The sequence below is a fragment of the Mucilaginibacter aquariorum genome, from assembly GCF_024498135.1.
GTDB lineage: Bacteria > Bacteroidota > Bacteroidia > Sphingobacteriales > Sphingobacteriaceae > Mucilaginibacter > Mucilaginibacter aquariorum.
The window spans coordinates 460,360-475,564 of the sequence record NZ_JANHOH010000001.1 but is presented as its reverse complement, the minus strand read 5'-3'; the positions used below and the strand labels follow the sequence as shown (position 1 = coordinate 475,564).

The window sequence follows — 15,205 nt, the reverse complement described above, 5'->3', positions numbered from 1 at the left end:
AAGTTTAACAGCTATGCAATGCTAATAGTTTTGAAGCCCTATCCAATTAATGATTCTGGGCTTGCCTTCGGCCAGGCTTTACGCTCATACGCGCACAGGCCTTAACATATTGTCATACTGAGCTTGTCGAAGTACGGTATCCACTTCAATCCTTAACGCAATTTTCTGGTGGCCAAATTCGTTTATATATTGATCTGATTCCACAGGAGAACCTATAAAATGCGCCATCCTACCTCCTAATAACAACCAGGCCAAACACAAAGCCCATCCCCTTGTTAAAATTGTAAACAACTACATTATGGAACAACAATTTGAAGCGGTACTCACCGGATCTGATACGCCTGTTAACGGGATAGTTACACAGAAAAGTGACGGAATTTACGAATTTAGCGCGCTGGACGAGAGCCTGCAACTAACCATTGCCCGAAACGAACATGGCCAATGGGAACGCATTGCCGGGTCAGAACCGTATTTTTCGGGCTGGGTAGATGAGCTGGCAGAACAGATACAAACAACAATATAATTATTAAATAACATGGAAAAGCGTGAATTAGGCAAGTCGGGCATTATGGTGCAACCCTTTTGTTTTGGTGGTAACGTGTTTGGCTGGACAGCCGACCAAAAAACCTCCTTTGCCCTGCTGGATGCCCTGATTGACGCCGGATTCGATTTTGTAGACACAGCAGACGTTTACGCACGCTGGGTACCGGGCAATAAGGGTGGCGAATCTGAAACTATAATAGGTAACTGGTTTAGACAAAGCGGTAAACGCGATAAGGTAATATTAGCTACCAAAGTGGGTAAAGCCATGGAGGGCAAACAAGGCCTTTCTAAAGCCTACATCACCGAGGCGGTAGAAGCATCGTTACGCAGGTTGCAAACCGACTATATAGACCTGTATCAGGCGCACGACGATGATATCAACACGCCTTTAGAAGAAACGCTGGAAACTTTTGATGATCTGATAAAACAAGGTAAAGTACGAGCCATTGGTGCATCAAATTATAACGCTGATAGATTTCGCGAGGCTTTACTGGTAAGCAAAAACAATGGCTTAGCCCGTTATGAAACCCTGCAACCCGAGTATAACCTATACAACCGCGAAGATTACGAAAGGCATTATGAATCGTTATGCCGTGAGAGTAATATTGGTGTTATTACCTATTATTCTTTGGCCAGTGGTTTCCTTACCGGTAAATATCGTTCGGAGGCCGACCTTGACAAAAGCAAACGTGGTGGTGGAATAAAAAAATACCTGAACGGCCGCGGTTATAAAATATTAAGTGCTTTAGATAAAGTAGCCAGCGAATACAAGACCACACCTGCAAGCGTTGCATTGGCGTGGATAATGGCAAGGCCCGGCATTACTGCCCCCATTGCCAGTGCTACCAGTATACAGCAATTAAATGATCTGTTAAAATCCACACAGCTAAATTTAAGTGGCGAAGCCATTGAACTGTTAACCACAGCCAGCACCTACTAAGCCGGAGTAAGTAAAAGTAAAAAGCCATCCGCTGTAAGCGTGATGGCTTTTATTATATATGTTGGGGAGATAATTTTAGAACCTTCCCGGGCGATGTGGACCGCCCTGGCCGCCCCTGTTTTGAGCAAATTGACTGTTATTATCACCACCTCCACGATTCCTTTCGCGGCCACCACCATTGTTTGACGGGCGGCTGTCACCTCTGTTATCGTTTCTGTTTGGTTGTGATGGCTGGCCCCATCCACCCCTATTACCACGGTCGTTGTTGCGGTCGTTACGGTTTGGTTGTCCCCAGCCGCCCTGATTGCCCCTGTCGCGGTTTGGCCTTTCAAACCTGTTATTTCCTTTATTCCAGTCGTTACGGTTGTTGTCATCCCTGCGGTTCCAATCGTTACGATTGTTATTACGTCTGTCGGCATAGTTATTATCCCTGCGGTTCCAGTCGCCACGGTTAAAGCTGCCACCCCATTTGCTCCGGTATTGATCGTGACGCATATATGGGCGTCGTCCCCTTACCTCAAATCTGCGGGCGGTACGCCAGTCATAGTTGCGGTAAGCTCCCGGTAAATATGCTGCAGATACCCAACTGCCACCATCCTGGTAGTAATAGCAATGGCGTGGTATGCTGTAATAAGCCTCAACTTCGGGCAGATAATAATAATCGTCGCTGTCATCAAACTCATCGTTATCATAAACCATAACGGGTTGTGGCGGCGGGGCCGGTACATACACCCTGCGTGCCGGTATGTTAAAACCTATATGTACTGATACTTGCGCCTGGGCACTATTGTAAACCAAGCTCCCGAATAATATTGCTGATAGTATAACTGACTTTCTCATATCCTTAAAATTTATACATCTATGACGGCAGATGTAAAGGATAGTTTAATATCGTTTTGTGATAATATTTGTCAGCGTAATATATTTGGAATATTGTACTGCGCTTATTCGGCATTCCAGAATATAGTATTGCAATGCATCCGCGGAATATTTATTAATGAATAATGTACCTATTCACCTCTGTGTCACCATATTTCTACAAAACAGATTTCGATATTTACTGTATATTAAGTTAATTTGATACATCAATACACCAGTATAAATCCTTTAGTCTACTTATATATTATTTCCTATAAACACTCACAACAATGAAAAACAGATCGTCCATTTTTTTACTAACAGCTGCGTTTGCGGGGGCAGTATTATTAAACGCATGTACAGGCAACAGCAAAAAAAGTACTGCCGAAAATACTGATAGTTCTAAAACTGCCGGGGTTGCAACTGCATCTGCAGGGTTAACGTTGCCAGAAGGTTTTAATGCCGCAATACTTGCCGAAGACCTTGGTGGTACGCGCCATATAGCAGTTTCGTCGCAGGGCGATATTTTTGTAAAACTGGGTAAACCAAAAGATGGTAAAGGCATTTTGGTTTTACATGAAAACAATGGTAAAGCCGAAGTTAAAAACGGCTTTGGCGATTATGAAGGTACCGGTATTTATATCAAAAATGGGTACTTATACACCTCATCAAATGAGGATGTGTATCGTTATAAACTGAATGATAAAAACGAAGTAATTGATCCTGCAAAGCGCGAAACAGTTGTTAAAGGCTTATTAAACCGTAATCAGCACGAAGCCAAGGCCATAGTATTGGACGATGCCAGCAACCTTTACGTTAATATTGGCGCATACTCAAATTCCTGCCAGATAAAAGATCGTGAGAAAGGTTCATTAGGCCAGCCTGGGTGTCCTATATTGGATTCTGCGGGTGGTATTTGGCAATTTAAGGCTGATAAGCTAAACCAAACTTATAAAGATGGCGTGCGTTATGCAACCGGCCTGCGCAACGTTGTTGGTATGGACTGGAATAAACAAAACAACCAGCTATTTGTAATGCAGCATGGCCGCGATGCCCTGCATGATATATTCCCCGATATGTTTGACACCAAGCAATCGGCCATTTTACCTGCCGAATGTATGTATGCCATTAAAAAGGGTGATAATGCAGGCTGGCCTTATATTTATTACGACCAGGAACAACGCAAAAAGATATTGGCGCCCGAGTACGGTGGCGATGGTAAAAAAGATGGCGACCCAACCCATAAATTTATTAACCCTGCCGCAGCATACCCGGGCCACCTTGCCCCTAACGGTTTGTTATTTTATACCGGCGACCAATTCCCCGAGAAATATAAAAACGGTGCGTTCATCGCTTTCCATGGTTCATGGAACCGCGCACCCGAGCCACAGGCTGGGTATTTTGTAGTTTTTCAACCATTTAAAGATGGAAAACCTGATGGTAAGTGGGAAGTATTTGCCGATGGCTTTTCGGGTTCGCCGGAAAATACGGCTAAAGGAAGCGCCGTACGCCGTCCTTGTGGTTTAGCACAAGGCCCCGATGGTTCAATTTATGTTACCGACGATTCTAAAGGAACTATCTACAAGATCAGTTACAAAAAATAGCATTACCTATCACAATAAAAAAGGTGCCCTGATTTGATTATTGGGCACCTTTTTTTATTAACCGGTAAGCGTGTATTGATATACAATACCCTGCCGCATTTTAAGTTTTACGCGGCCTATGCTTTCTTCGGTACTTTCGAGCTGTTCTTTTGCTGTAGCCTCCATATAGGCATTGCGGTAAGCTTCCAGTGCTTTATTCCAGAGCTTGTTTTTTTCAGCATATAAGCCCAATAATTCATAAATGGATGATGCATTAACACCCGGTGTATTCAACGCGGCTGTTGCAATCAGGTTAACCTGTTTATCCATTTTTAAAAATACAACCAGGCTTAAGTAATCGAAATAGTTATCAGAGAATAAAGGGTCAATTTCCATGCAGGTTTTAAAATGGTAACCTGCCGTTTGATAATCTTTAAAATCGTAATAATATATCTTACCGATCTGGAAATGCGCACGTGCGTATAATGGGTCGTTTGCAATCAGCTCATTTAGTAAATTCAATGCTTTTGGGGTTTCGCCGTAAGTTAGCTCATCCACAGCCTGTAGATACTTTTCTTCAACAGTATAATATGTGTCCATAAAATTCAAATAAACCCTGGGCGTAAAGCTTTAGGTGTTTGTTCAATAAAAAATAAATTGTGTTTCCTGTGTAAAGCAGGTATACTAAGAGAAGAGTTGTATCCTTGATGCATAGCTCTTCTGCAGCATGCCCATGGGCCGCTTAAAGGTATTGCAGATAGAGTTTATTAGTTGCATTGTATTATTATTTGCTGCGAAAGTACGGAATATGTGGTGGATTTCAAAATTGGCATGCCAATTACTTGTCGTCCTGAACGATAGTGAAGGATCTATAGGTGAACTTTGCCTGACTGATTTGCATGTTGGCGATTAGATACTTCACTATCGTTCAGTATGGCAAACGGAAGTCTTCCTGCGTTAGATTACAGCGAATACCGGCCTGCGCAGTATAAGCGTAAAACCCAGCCAAAGGCAACGCCTTATTACACTGTGAAGTTAATTAGTTACATTATTTATCCGAACCAGTTGAATAGCTCATTTTGGTGTAAACTTTGTTTTTCAGTACCTGCTATGTCCTTTAATATCTCGCCCTCGCCCATTTGTATAATGCGCGAACCATAATTGCCGGCGTCTTTTAAATTATGCGTAACCAGTATGGCGGTGAGCTGATATTCTTTGATCAGGCTATCAGCAATGCGTAATACATTTTCAGCAGAGCGTGGGTCGAGCGCAGCGGTTGGCTCATCTAACAGCAGGATTTTGCAGGTATCCATTACACTCATTAATAAGGTAAGTGCCTGTCGTTGTCCGCCGGATAATGTACCGATAGGCTGTTCTATTTTATCTTCCAAACCCATTCCCAGGGTGGCTATCCTATCTTTTACAAGACTTTTAAATTGATCGTTTTTACCTATAGATAGGTTTTTTGCTTTTGTGCGCAAAGCGGCCAATCTAAAGTTATCTATTATACTCAGATCAGCAGCGGTGCCCAGTAACGGGTTCTGAAAGATGCGGGCTATCCATTTGCTACGTTTATGTTCGGGCAGGCGGGTAACGTTATTACCGTCGATAGTTATTGAACCTGAATTTGGCAGGATATTACCCGAAACAAGGTTCAGTAAGGTTGTTTTACCCGACCCGTTTGAGCCTACTATGACTACAAATTCCCCTGTTTTAATATCCAGATCAATATTATTTATAGCTGTTACCTGGTTAGGCTTACCCGTATTAAAGGTTTTATTAATGTTGCTTAGCTGAATCATGATGCCCTCCCGGTTAAGCGTGGAAAACCTACAATGAGTAATACAAAAGCCGCCGTTACAAGCTTTAACAGGTTGGCATCTACCCCAATATATAGCGTAAAGGCCAATACAAACTGGAATATCACCGCCCCTGCCATTACCAAAATCAAACTCAGCCATACAGAAGTTATCTGTAACCAGTTGATAATAGTTTCGGCAATGATCACCGAGCCCAAACCTACAATTACAATACCTATTCCCATACTGATATCGGCAAAACCTTGTAACTGTACAATAAGGTAGCCGCTTAGCGCTGTTAAGGCATTTGCAATGGCCAGACCGGTAATTTTCATGCGGTCGGTATTTACACCTAAGGCACGTACCATAGGCTCGCTGTTGCCTGTGGCGCGCATAGCTATGCCAAAATCTGTTTTAAGCAAGTAGCCAATAATAAGTGCTACTATTAAAACAAAGCCAATAAGTATTAAGAGTGAGTTTTGATTAACATTAGTAATTAAATTAACAACCGAGAATAAGGTGGGCATACTTAATAGCGGCAAATTAGAACGGCCGAGGATGGTAAGGTTCACCGAATAAAGCGCTGTCATTACCAAAATACCGGCAAGCAGGGCGTTTATCTTTAATTTGGTATGGATAATACCTGTAAGCGCACCTGCCAGTGCACCTGCTAAAAGTACCGTTGGTAAAATAATATATCCGGGTTGATTGTGGGTAAGCATTATTCCTGTTACTACACCACCAAGCGTATAGCTGCCATCGGTAGTTATATCGGGAATGTTAAATATTTTCATGGATATATAGATCCCGAACGCTATACCCGCGAAACATAGTCCCTGCAATAAGGCGGTGAGGTAAAAATCCATTATTTTACAGCTTCAAATTCAGCAGGAATATTAATGTTATACTTTTTGGCCGCCGCCGCATTATAAACCCGCTTACGGATCTTCACCATCTCCAGTTTCAACCCATCGGTTTTATGGGTTTTAAGGTACTCGGCAGCTTGCAGACCAGATTGATATCCCCATTGATAAATATCGGCACCAAAGGCAGCCACTGCACCACGCTGAACCAATCCAGCTTCGCTGGTAAATATGGGGATGTTTTTTTCGTTACAACTTTTCAATATCGTTTCAAAGGCTGCAAACACGGTATTATCCGGATTAGCAAAAAACGCGTCTATATTTTTATTGAGCAAAGCTTGTGTCACCAGTTGCGCATCGGCAGATGAATTTAATGGTAGGGCAATTACCTTTACATTAAGTTTAGCGGCAAGCCCCTGTATCCGCTGTAAAGCATCGGCAGATTGCGGTTCTGATTGATTATAGATCATACCAATAGTTAACCGTGTTCCTTTTGGCTTTAACAGCTTTGGGATGATGGCGAAGGATGTATCGATGTAATTCAGTTCTTCCATTGTGCCGTACAGATTTGCAGGGGCTTTACCGGTAGCATCTGTCACTTTCATTCTATCAGGTGTTGGCGATACCATCTGGAAAATGGGGATAGTTTTGGTTTTCTGTATAGCGGCAACGGTTGATAGTGTGGTTGAAGTGGCCAGCAGATCTACCTTCTCGGATACAAAGTAATTCACTATTTGCGTAAGTGTAGGGATACTCCCCTGTGCGTTGCGATATTCTATTTTGATATTCTTTTTTTCCTCGCTAAACCCGTTCTGCTTTAAAGCATCAATAAAGCCATTTTTTGCCTGCGATATGGTGGCATCTTCAAAAGCATCGATAAAACCTACAACAGGTACATTGTTTTTGGTAGATGACGAGCAGGATGCAATGATGATAGTGAATAGCAGTATAGGTAAGATCCGTAGAAATTTCATAGTACTAAGGTATATAATACACCCAAAAAAGAAAAACATTAAAAAGTAACGTTTTGATGGGTTAAGCCGTCTTAAATGAGTTTATCAATTATATTTGCTAAGCCAATAACCAATATGAAATTTAAACTTATACTTTCGGGGATTTTCCTTTTTTCTGCAGGCTGCCTGTTTGCGCAAAATGCAAATACTAATCCGTTTAATGATTTTGCCAACAAACAAAGCGGATTAGTAAAAAAAGCATATGACAAACGTGACGATGCTGAAGGCATCAAACTAATGAGCGAGCTAATGGCTCAATACAACCAACTCAACCCACAGGATAAGCGTATGTACAAAGGCTATTTAACTAATAACTGGTATAACGTAAGCTGCCTTTATTCTTTGATCAATAAAAAACCCGAAGCAATAAGCACTTTGGATAGCGCTGTTTATTATGGATACATAAATTATGCCCACTTACAAGAGGATACCGACTTTGCCAATATCAAAAACGAGCCAAAATTTAAACAGATCAGCGAATTGCTGCGCTCGGTAGGCGATTACAAATACATTCTGCAAAAAGCAGAAAAATTTAACCCGGATGATCAGCGCAAAGTGCCCGCTTTTACTTATCAATCGGCAACAGACCCTAATTTGGTGGCTATCCGCAAAAAATTTAAGCTCGATTCTATTGCTGGCAAAGGTGATGAAGCTTCAAAGGCGATCAATATCCTTAAATGGGTGCACAATACCGTTCAGCACGATGGGCAGCATGAAAGCGGCATACAGCTTATAAATGCTAACGAGATCATCAGCAAAGCAACTTCAAAAAAGATAGGCGTATCATGTGGCGAACTAGCCACAACCCTTAACGAATGTTACCTGGCTATGGGTTGGAAATCACGCAAAGTGTATTGTTTTCCTAAAGATAGTTTGAATGTTGATTATGATTCGCACGTTATTAATGTGGTGTACCTGCCAACCCTTAGCAAATGGGTTTGGATGGATCCAACCAATAATGCCTACGTGAAAGATGAGAATAACAAACTATTAGGCATAGCCGAAGTGCGCGAACGCTTGATTAAAAATCAGCCTTTGTTTATAAATGATGATGCTAACTGGAACAATCGCCAGAAAATAACTAAGGATTTTTACCTGGATAGTTATATGGCTAAAAACTTGTACCGGGTTTATAGTCCGCAGCGTAATGAGTATAATTACGAAACACGTGATAAGAATAAAACCATCACTTACATCAGCCTACTACCATTAGAGTATTTTAAACAAAGCCCGGACAGGTCTGAAGATAGAAATAAGGATACAAACCTTATAATAGAGCGTTATCGCACCAATAATGCCGACGCATTTTGGAAGCTTTAGTAAATAAATAAAGAAACAAATTCTCTTTATTGTAAAAACATTGATTGTGTAACGCCTTTTTGGTTAATTTAGCCGCTACATGATACCTGTTATTTCTAAATTACCCCAAACCGGAACCACCATCTTCACCACTATGTCGGCGTTGGCTGCCGAGTATGGTGCAATAAATCTTTCGCAAGGTTTTCCGGATTACTCCTGCTCGCCGCAACTGATAGAATTGGTAAATAAAGCCATGCAAGATGGCCATAATCAATATGCCCCAATGGCCGGCGTAATGGCCCTGCGCGAGCAAGTGGCCATTAAAACAGAAAAACTATACGGTGCACAATACAATCCAGAAACGGAAATAACCATAACTGCGGGTGGAACACAAGCCGTGTTTACGGCCATAAGCGCGGTTATTCATCCTAATGATGAAGTAATTATTTTTGAACCGGCCTATGATTGCTATGCCCCCGCTATTAAACTGATGGGCGGTGTGGTAAAATCATTAGAACTGGAACCACCAGATTATCGCATTGCCTGGGATATGGTGAAAAGGCTCATCAACAATAAAACAAAGATGATCATCCTTAATTCGCCGCATAACCCTACTGCTACAATTTTGAGCAAAGAGGATATTGACGAATTAAGCGCATTAGTTAAAAACCAGGATATACTGATACTAAGCGACGAGGTTTACGAACACCTGGTTTTTGATAATCAGGAGCATCACAGTATGGCACGCTACCCGGAGCTGCAGCAGCGTAGTATGATAGTAGCATCGTTTGGTAAAACCTTCCATGCTACAGGTTGGAAAATGGGTTATTGCCTTGCCCCTGCCTATTTAATGCAGGAATTTAGGAAGATACACCAGTTTTTAGTGTTCAGTGTTAATACGCCCTTACAACATGCTATTGCCGAATATTTAAAGGATGAGAATACCTATTTAAACCTTCCGGAGTTTTTTCAGGATAAGCGCGATCACTTCCGTAAGGGTTTAGAACAAAGCAGGTTTTCCTTGCTTCCATGTTCGGGTTCGTACTTTCAATCGGTAACTTATGATGCCATTACTGATGAAAAAGATACCGATTTTGCAATCCGCTTAACAAAGGAAATTGGTGTGGCTGCCATACCTGTTTCAGCCTTTTACCGCAAAGGTACCGACAGGCATGTTTTGCGATTTTGTTTTGCCAAAATGCAAGAAACTTTAGATAAAGCCGTTGATAGATTGATAAAGGTTTAACCTTACAGCAGTTTTTACGTATAAATTTTTGCCTCCACGCTAAAAAAAGCACAGTTTATGGATAATCTGAAAATTACAGTATACCAGGGATATTTATTTTGGGAAAACACCGATAAAAATCTGCAAAACATTTCGTTGCGATTATCCGGCATACGCGAAAAAACTAATCTGATTATACTGCCAGAAATGTTCAATACCGGCTTTACCATGAATGCCGAAGCATTGGGCGAAACCATGGATGGTAAAACCATGCAATGGATGCAAAAAATAGCTCAAAAATTTGAGTGCGTGGTAACGGGCAGTATAATTATCAAAGAAAAAGGTAAATTTTATAACCGCTTATTATGGGTTAGGCCGGATGGCACTCATGAACATTACGATAAACGCCACCTTTTTGCTTTAGGCAAGGAAGACAGCGTTTACACCGCAGGCACTAAAAAACTGATAGTTGAATTAAACGGCTGGAAAATTTGTCCGGCTATATGCTATGACCTGCGTTTCCCGGTTTGGTTGCGCAATGTTGATGAAGATTACGACCTGTTAATGATAGTGGCCAACTGGCCCGAAAAACGCGCCCTGCACTGGCGCACACTTATCCCCGCCCGCGCTGTCGAGAACCAGTCGTATGTTATTGGCGTTAACCGTGTTGGCCACGATGGTAACGAGGTTTACCACTCCGGCGACTCCACCTGTATCGACCCTAACGGCAATGTAGTTTACTACAAACGTGATGAAGAGGATGTATATACCTTCTCTATCATCGGCGATGAGGTAAAAAAAGCGCGCCGTGCCATGCCTTTTTTGAAGGATGCGGATAAGTTTAAGATCATAGAATAGTTAACTTATTCTGCCTTTTTTTGTCAAGCTGCACAACAGCGATGGAGTTTATAGTGAAAATACGATGGACAATAAGTCGGCGCATAATGCTTTGTGCCCGGCATCACAAAACGATAATATCCTTTCCTCTTTCATTTCCATGCTAATCTTAGTATTTTGCGTGTTCCTAAAAACGTTTTTAAATGAGATTGATAGTTCGTGGTGTTGTAATTGTATTGGCCCTGTTTAGCGCGTTTAACGCATTGGCGCAAAAGAAAAAGAAAGACCTTACCCAGTTTGTTGACCCATTTATAGGCACGGGCGGGCATGGGCATACGTACCCGGGCGCGGTTGCCCCTTTTGGTATGGTGCAGTTAAGTCCGGATACCCGTTTAGAGGGTTGGGACGGCGTTTCTGGTTATCATTACACAGATAGTCTTGTTTATGGATTTTCGCATACCCACCTGAGCGGTACGGGTATTGCCGACTTTTGCGATGTGCTTTTTATGCCCACTACAGGCGAGCCTCAACTAAAAAATACCGACTATCGTTCTGGCTTTCAAAAAAAGAATGAGGAAGCTTCCCCCGGATATTATGCAACCCAACTGGATAAATACAACATTGGCGTTGAACTTACAGCTACCACACGTGTTGGCGTACATAAATACGATTATAATAATGCCACTCAAGGCAATATCATTATTGATCTGCAGCACCGTGATGAAGTGCTGGATTCATGGATAGAGGTGGTTAATGATCACGAGATACGGGGTTTTCGTCGGTCAAAGTCATGGGCCACCGACCAGCATCTGTTTTTTTACGCGAAATTTTCAAAACCATTTAAAGCTTACGGCATAGCGTTAAACGATCAGGTACAGCAAGGCCAAAGCAAAGTAAGGGGTAAAAATGTAAAAATGTTTATCCGGTTTGATGACCCAAAAGTGGTGATCTCAAAAGTGAGCATATCTTCGGTAAGTGACGAAGGTGCCTTGAAAAACATGGATGCCGAAGTACCCGATTTTGATTTTAAGAAGGTAGCTAAAGCGGCCAAACTTGCCTGGAACGAAGAGTTATCAAAGATACAGGTTGAAGGCGGCGCGCCCGCTGTATCACAGCAACAGCAAGCCAATGCGGTGTATAACCCTTACGGGTACAATTCACCCGCGACACGCGGGAAAAAGAAAGTAGCGGCACCAGATCACGCTAAAGAAAAACAGATCATGTTTTATTCGGCCCTGTATCATTGTATGGTAGCCCCAAGTATCTATAACGATGTGGATGGCCAGTATCGAGGCCTTGATCAAAAGATACATACCGCAAAAGGCTTTAATTATTATACAGCATTCTCCTTGTGGGATACCTATCGTGCCGAAAACCCGCTGTTAAATATTATTGACCGCAAACGCACTTCAGATTTTATAAAAACCTTTTTGGCGGTTTACGAACAAGGCGGTTTATTGCCTATATGGCCGCTGGCTACAACCGAAACCTATTGCATGGTGGGCAACCACTCTATCCCGGTAATTGTAGATGCTTACGCCAAGGGGATACGTGACTTTGACGCCGAAGAAGCTTTTACCGCTATGAAAGCCGCCGTTAACCGTAACCAGTTTGGTTTGGATAATTACCGCAAAACAGGCGCTGTTAATTCTGATGTTGAGCATGAATCGGTAGCAAAAACACTTGATTACGCCATTGACGACTGGTGTATTGCCCAAATGGCAAAAATGCTGAACAAACCACAGGATTATGCCGAATACATTAAAAGGGCGCAATACTGGAAAAACGTTCATAACAACCAAAATGGTTTTATGCAGGCAAGGGAAAATGGTGGCTGGTATACCCCTTTTGAACCCACCGAGATCAATAACAACTATACCGAAGGTAATGCATGGCAATACAGCTTTTTAGTGCCGCAGGATGTTGAGGGATTAATAAAAAGCCTTGGTGGTAAAACAAACTTTGAGACTAAGCTCGACGAGTTATTCAGCACCAATGCAAAGTTAAGTGGGCGCCAGCAGGATGATGTTACAGGTTTGGTGGGGCAATATGCGCATGGCAACGAGCCAAGCCATCATATAGCCTACCTGTACAACTTTACCAACTCGCCCGATAAAACACAGTATTATGTAAACAAGATCTTGAAAGAGCAGTACAGCGCTAAACCAGATGGCCTGTCGGGCAATGAAGATTGCGGACAAATGTCGGCCTGGTATATCATGAGCTCGTTGGGCATCTACAATATTGCACCCGGGCAGCAACAGTATCAGATAGGCGTACCGCAGTTTGAGAAAATGGTTATTAACCTGGAGAATGGCAAAAAATTCACTATACATAATCCGGGCGCTACAGTGGGGCGCGGCAATTACTATGTACAGGGAATGAACCTGAATAAAAAGCCTTACAATAAATTATATATCGATTATGAGGACGTTGCCAAAGGCGGCGATTTTGAGGTATTCACAGGGTCGCTTGCTAACAAACTGTTTATGCAGGAACTGGAGAAACCAACTTCAAAGATCAGCGATGAACTGATCGTACCTAACCCCTACATTACATCGGGCACCAAAACTTTTAAGCAATCTATTACTGTTGAGATAGCTTGCGCCGATAGCCTGGCAAAAATATATTACACGCTTGATGGCACTACGCCTACCGCGGCTTCTACCCAATACAATAAGCCCATTGCCATAATGGTAAACACAACGGTTAAAGCTATTGCAGTTAAAGATGGTAAAAGCAGTTTTGTTGATGAAGCTACCTTTACCAAGATCCGCGGTGATATTAAATTAACCCTTATCAATAAATATCTACCCAATTATTCAGCACAAGGCGATGAGACACTGATAAACGGCATCCACGGAACAGCTAACTGGCGTGTGGGTAACTGGCAGGGCTATCAGAATAATGATCTGGAAGCTGTGATTGATATGGGGCAGGTAAAACCAATAAAGCAAGTAAGCATTGGCGCTTTACAGGATAGCCGGGCATGGATAGTATTCCCGTCTTCGGTGCAATACTGGTTATCTGATGATGGTAAAAACTATAAACTGGCCGCAACTGTTAACACCAAGATTGATGTTAAAGAACTTGAGCCTCAAACACAGCAATACACCGCGCCAATAAACAAAAAGGCACGGTATATTAAACTGATAGCCAAGCAATACGGCGCTTTACCCGAATGGCATGAAAGCAAAGGCAACCAATCGTACATTTTTGCGGATGAAATAACTGTGGAATAACAATTTATTAAATGAAATACAGCGAAAAGTTGGCAAACCGAATCCGTGAAGCATTGGTTGATGTGCCCAATGTGGAGGAAAAACCTATGTTTGGCGGCCTGTGTTTTATGGTAGATGATAAAATGTGTATCTGCTGCACCCGCGGAACAGAAATTATGTGCCGGATTGGGCCGGATGAATTTGAGAAGGCAGTAGAAAAACCCGGTACCCGACCTATGATACACGGTGGCAGGGCCATGAAGGGTTATGTATATGTAGATGAAACTGCCCTCACTAAAAAATCTGAGTTTGATTATTGGATCAATACCTCACTGGCTTATAACAAGATCGCGAAATCATCCAAAAAGAAGTAGAAACTTTACATGGGCAACAGATAACATATTCCTTGATTGCTTAAATTAGCCACGTGAAATTCTACATCAAAAACATGGTATGCAGCCGTTGCAAAATGGTGGTAAAAAGCGAGCTTGAAAAAGTTGGCCTGCACCCTGAATCGGTAGAATTGGGTGAAGTTGAGGTGAACGATGAGCTGGATAAAAACACCATACAGCAATTAAATGATAACCTTAAACTGCTGGGCTTCGAGATAATAGACGACCGTAAAAGCCGTATCATCGAGCAAATAAAAAATGCGGTGGTTGCGCTTATCCATCACAGCCAAGAAGCACCAAACCTTAACCTGTCCGAATATCTGTCACAGCATTTAAATTACGATTATGGGTACCTCAGCAAACTATTCTCTGAAGTTGAAGGCAGCACCATCGAAAAGTACTTTATAGCGCAAAAAATAGAAAAAGTAAAAGAACTGATGATGTACGATGAGTTAACCTTATCGCAAATTGCCAACCAGCTTGGTTACAGTAGTGTTGCCTACCTATCATCGCAGTTTAAAAAGCAAACCGGCCTTACTCCTACCTTTTACCGGTCGCTTAAGGAGAATAAGCGCCGTAATATCGAAGACCTGTAAATGTTATAACTCAATCACGTAATTACGTAACATTAT

Annotated in this window: 14 protein-coding genes; 9 read left to right on the top strand and 5 right to left on the bottom strand. The window is 42.2% G+C overall.

What is annotated here, in order from left to right:
- Nucleotides 1-298: 298 nt before the first annotated feature.
- Nucleotides 299-523, top strand: a complete 225-nt coding sequence (locus NPE20_RS01960) for a hypothetical protein (protein WP_256536911.1) — start codon at nt 299-301, stop codon at nt 521-523.
- Between the two features lie 12 nt (nt 524-535).
- Nucleotides 536-1,483: an aldo/keto reductase gene (locus NPE20_RS01955; protein ID WP_256536910.1), complete on the top strand. Its 948-nt coding sequence runs from the start codon at nt 536-538 to the stop codon at nt 1,481-1,483.
- A gap of 75 nt (nt 1,484-1,558) precedes the next feature.
- On the opposite strand, the gene NPE20_RS01950 is transcribed toward NPE20_RS01955, so the two are convergent.
- Nucleotides 1,559-2,323 carry a hypothetical protein gene (locus NPE20_RS01950; protein ID WP_256536909.1) on the bottom strand — a complete coding sequence of 255 codons (765 nt, stop codon included), beginning with the start codon at nt 2,321-2,323 and terminating at the stop codon, nt 1,559-1,561.
- Between the two features lie 308 nt (nt 2,324-2,631).
- On the opposite strand from NPE20_RS01950, the gene NPE20_RS01945 reads away from it, so the two are divergent.
- Entirely contained in the window at nt 2,632-3,945 is a 1,314-nt protein-coding gene (locus tag NPE20_RS01945) for a PQQ-dependent sugar dehydrogenase (protein ID WP_256536908.1), read from the top strand.
- A 57-nt stretch (nt 3,946-4,002) separates the two neighbouring features.
- Here NPE20_RS01945 and NPE20_RS01940 read toward each other — a convergent pair whose 3' ends face one another.
- From NPE20_RS01940 to NPE20_RS01925, 4 genes are all read right to left on the bottom strand, one after another.
- Nucleotides 4,003-4,524 (bottom strand): tetratricopeptide repeat protein, encoded by a 522-nt coding sequence (locus NPE20_RS01940; protein ID WP_256536907.1) that lies wholly within the window; start codon nt 4,522-4,524, stop codon nt 4,003-4,005.
- 452 nt (nt 4,525-4,976) lie between these two features.
- Complete coding sequence (locus NPE20_RS01935) at nt 4,977-5,726, bottom strand: ABC transporter ATP-binding protein (RefSeq protein WP_256536906.1); 750 nt, start codon at nt 5,724-5,726, stop codon at nt 4,977-4,979.
- The gene (locus NPE20_RS01930) at nt 5,723-6,589 is read right to left on the bottom strand and encodes an ABC transporter permease (RefSeq protein ID WP_256536905.1); all 867 of its coding nucleotides are present in this window, start codon (nt 6,587-6,589) and stop codon (nt 5,723-5,725) included. The genes NPE20_RS01935 and NPE20_RS01930 overlap by 4 nt, the downstream gene beginning before the upstream one ends.
- Entirely contained in the window at nt 6,589-7,560 is a 972-nt protein-coding gene (locus NPE20_RS01925) for an ABC transporter substrate-binding protein (RefSeq protein WP_256536904.1), read from the bottom strand. The genes NPE20_RS01930 and NPE20_RS01925 overlap by 1 nt, the downstream gene beginning before the upstream one ends.
- A gap of 114 nt (nt 7,561-7,674) precedes the next feature.
- On the opposite strand from NPE20_RS01925, the gene NPE20_RS01920 reads away from it, so the two are divergent.
- From NPE20_RS01920 to NPE20_RS01895, 6 genes are all read left to right on the top strand, one after another.
- Complete coding sequence (locus NPE20_RS01920) at nt 7,675-8,919, top strand: TPR end-of-group domain-containing protein (RefSeq protein ID WP_256536903.1); 1,245 nt, start codon at nt 7,675-7,677, stop codon at nt 8,917-8,919.
- 79 nt (nt 8,920-8,998) lie between these two features.
- Nucleotides 8,999-10,144, top strand: coding sequence for a methionine aminotransferase (locus tag NPE20_RS01915; protein ID WP_256536902.1), 1,146 nt, complete (start codon nt 8,999-9,001; stop codon nt 10,142-10,144).
- Nucleotides 10,145-10,201: 57 nt separating this feature from the next.
- Nucleotides 10,202-10,981, top strand: a complete 780-nt coding sequence (locus NPE20_RS01910) for an amidohydrolase (protein ID WP_256536901.1) — start codon at nt 10,202-10,204, stop codon at nt 10,979-10,981.
- Between the two features lie 182 nt (nt 10,982-11,163).
- The gene (locus tag NPE20_RS01905; protein ID WP_256536900.1) at nt 11,164-14,202 is read left to right on the top strand and encodes a GH92 family glycosyl hydrolase; all 3,039 of its coding nucleotides are present in this window, start codon (nt 11,164-11,166) and stop codon (nt 14,200-14,202) included.
- Nucleotides 14,203-14,213: 11 nt separating this feature from the next.
- On the top strand, nt 14,214-14,555 hold the full coding sequence (locus NPE20_RS01900; protein ID WP_256536899.1) for a TfoX/Sxy family protein: 342 nt from the start codon (nt 14,214-14,216) through the stop codon (nt 14,553-14,555).
- A 53-nt stretch (nt 14,556-14,608) separates the two neighbouring features.
- Nucleotides 14,609-15,169 carry a helix-turn-helix domain-containing protein gene (locus NPE20_RS01895; protein WP_256536898.1) on the top strand — a complete coding sequence of 187 codons (561 nt, stop codon included), beginning with the start codon at nt 14,609-14,611 and terminating at the stop codon, nt 15,167-15,169.
- Nucleotides 15,170-15,205 lie beyond the last annotated feature (36 nt).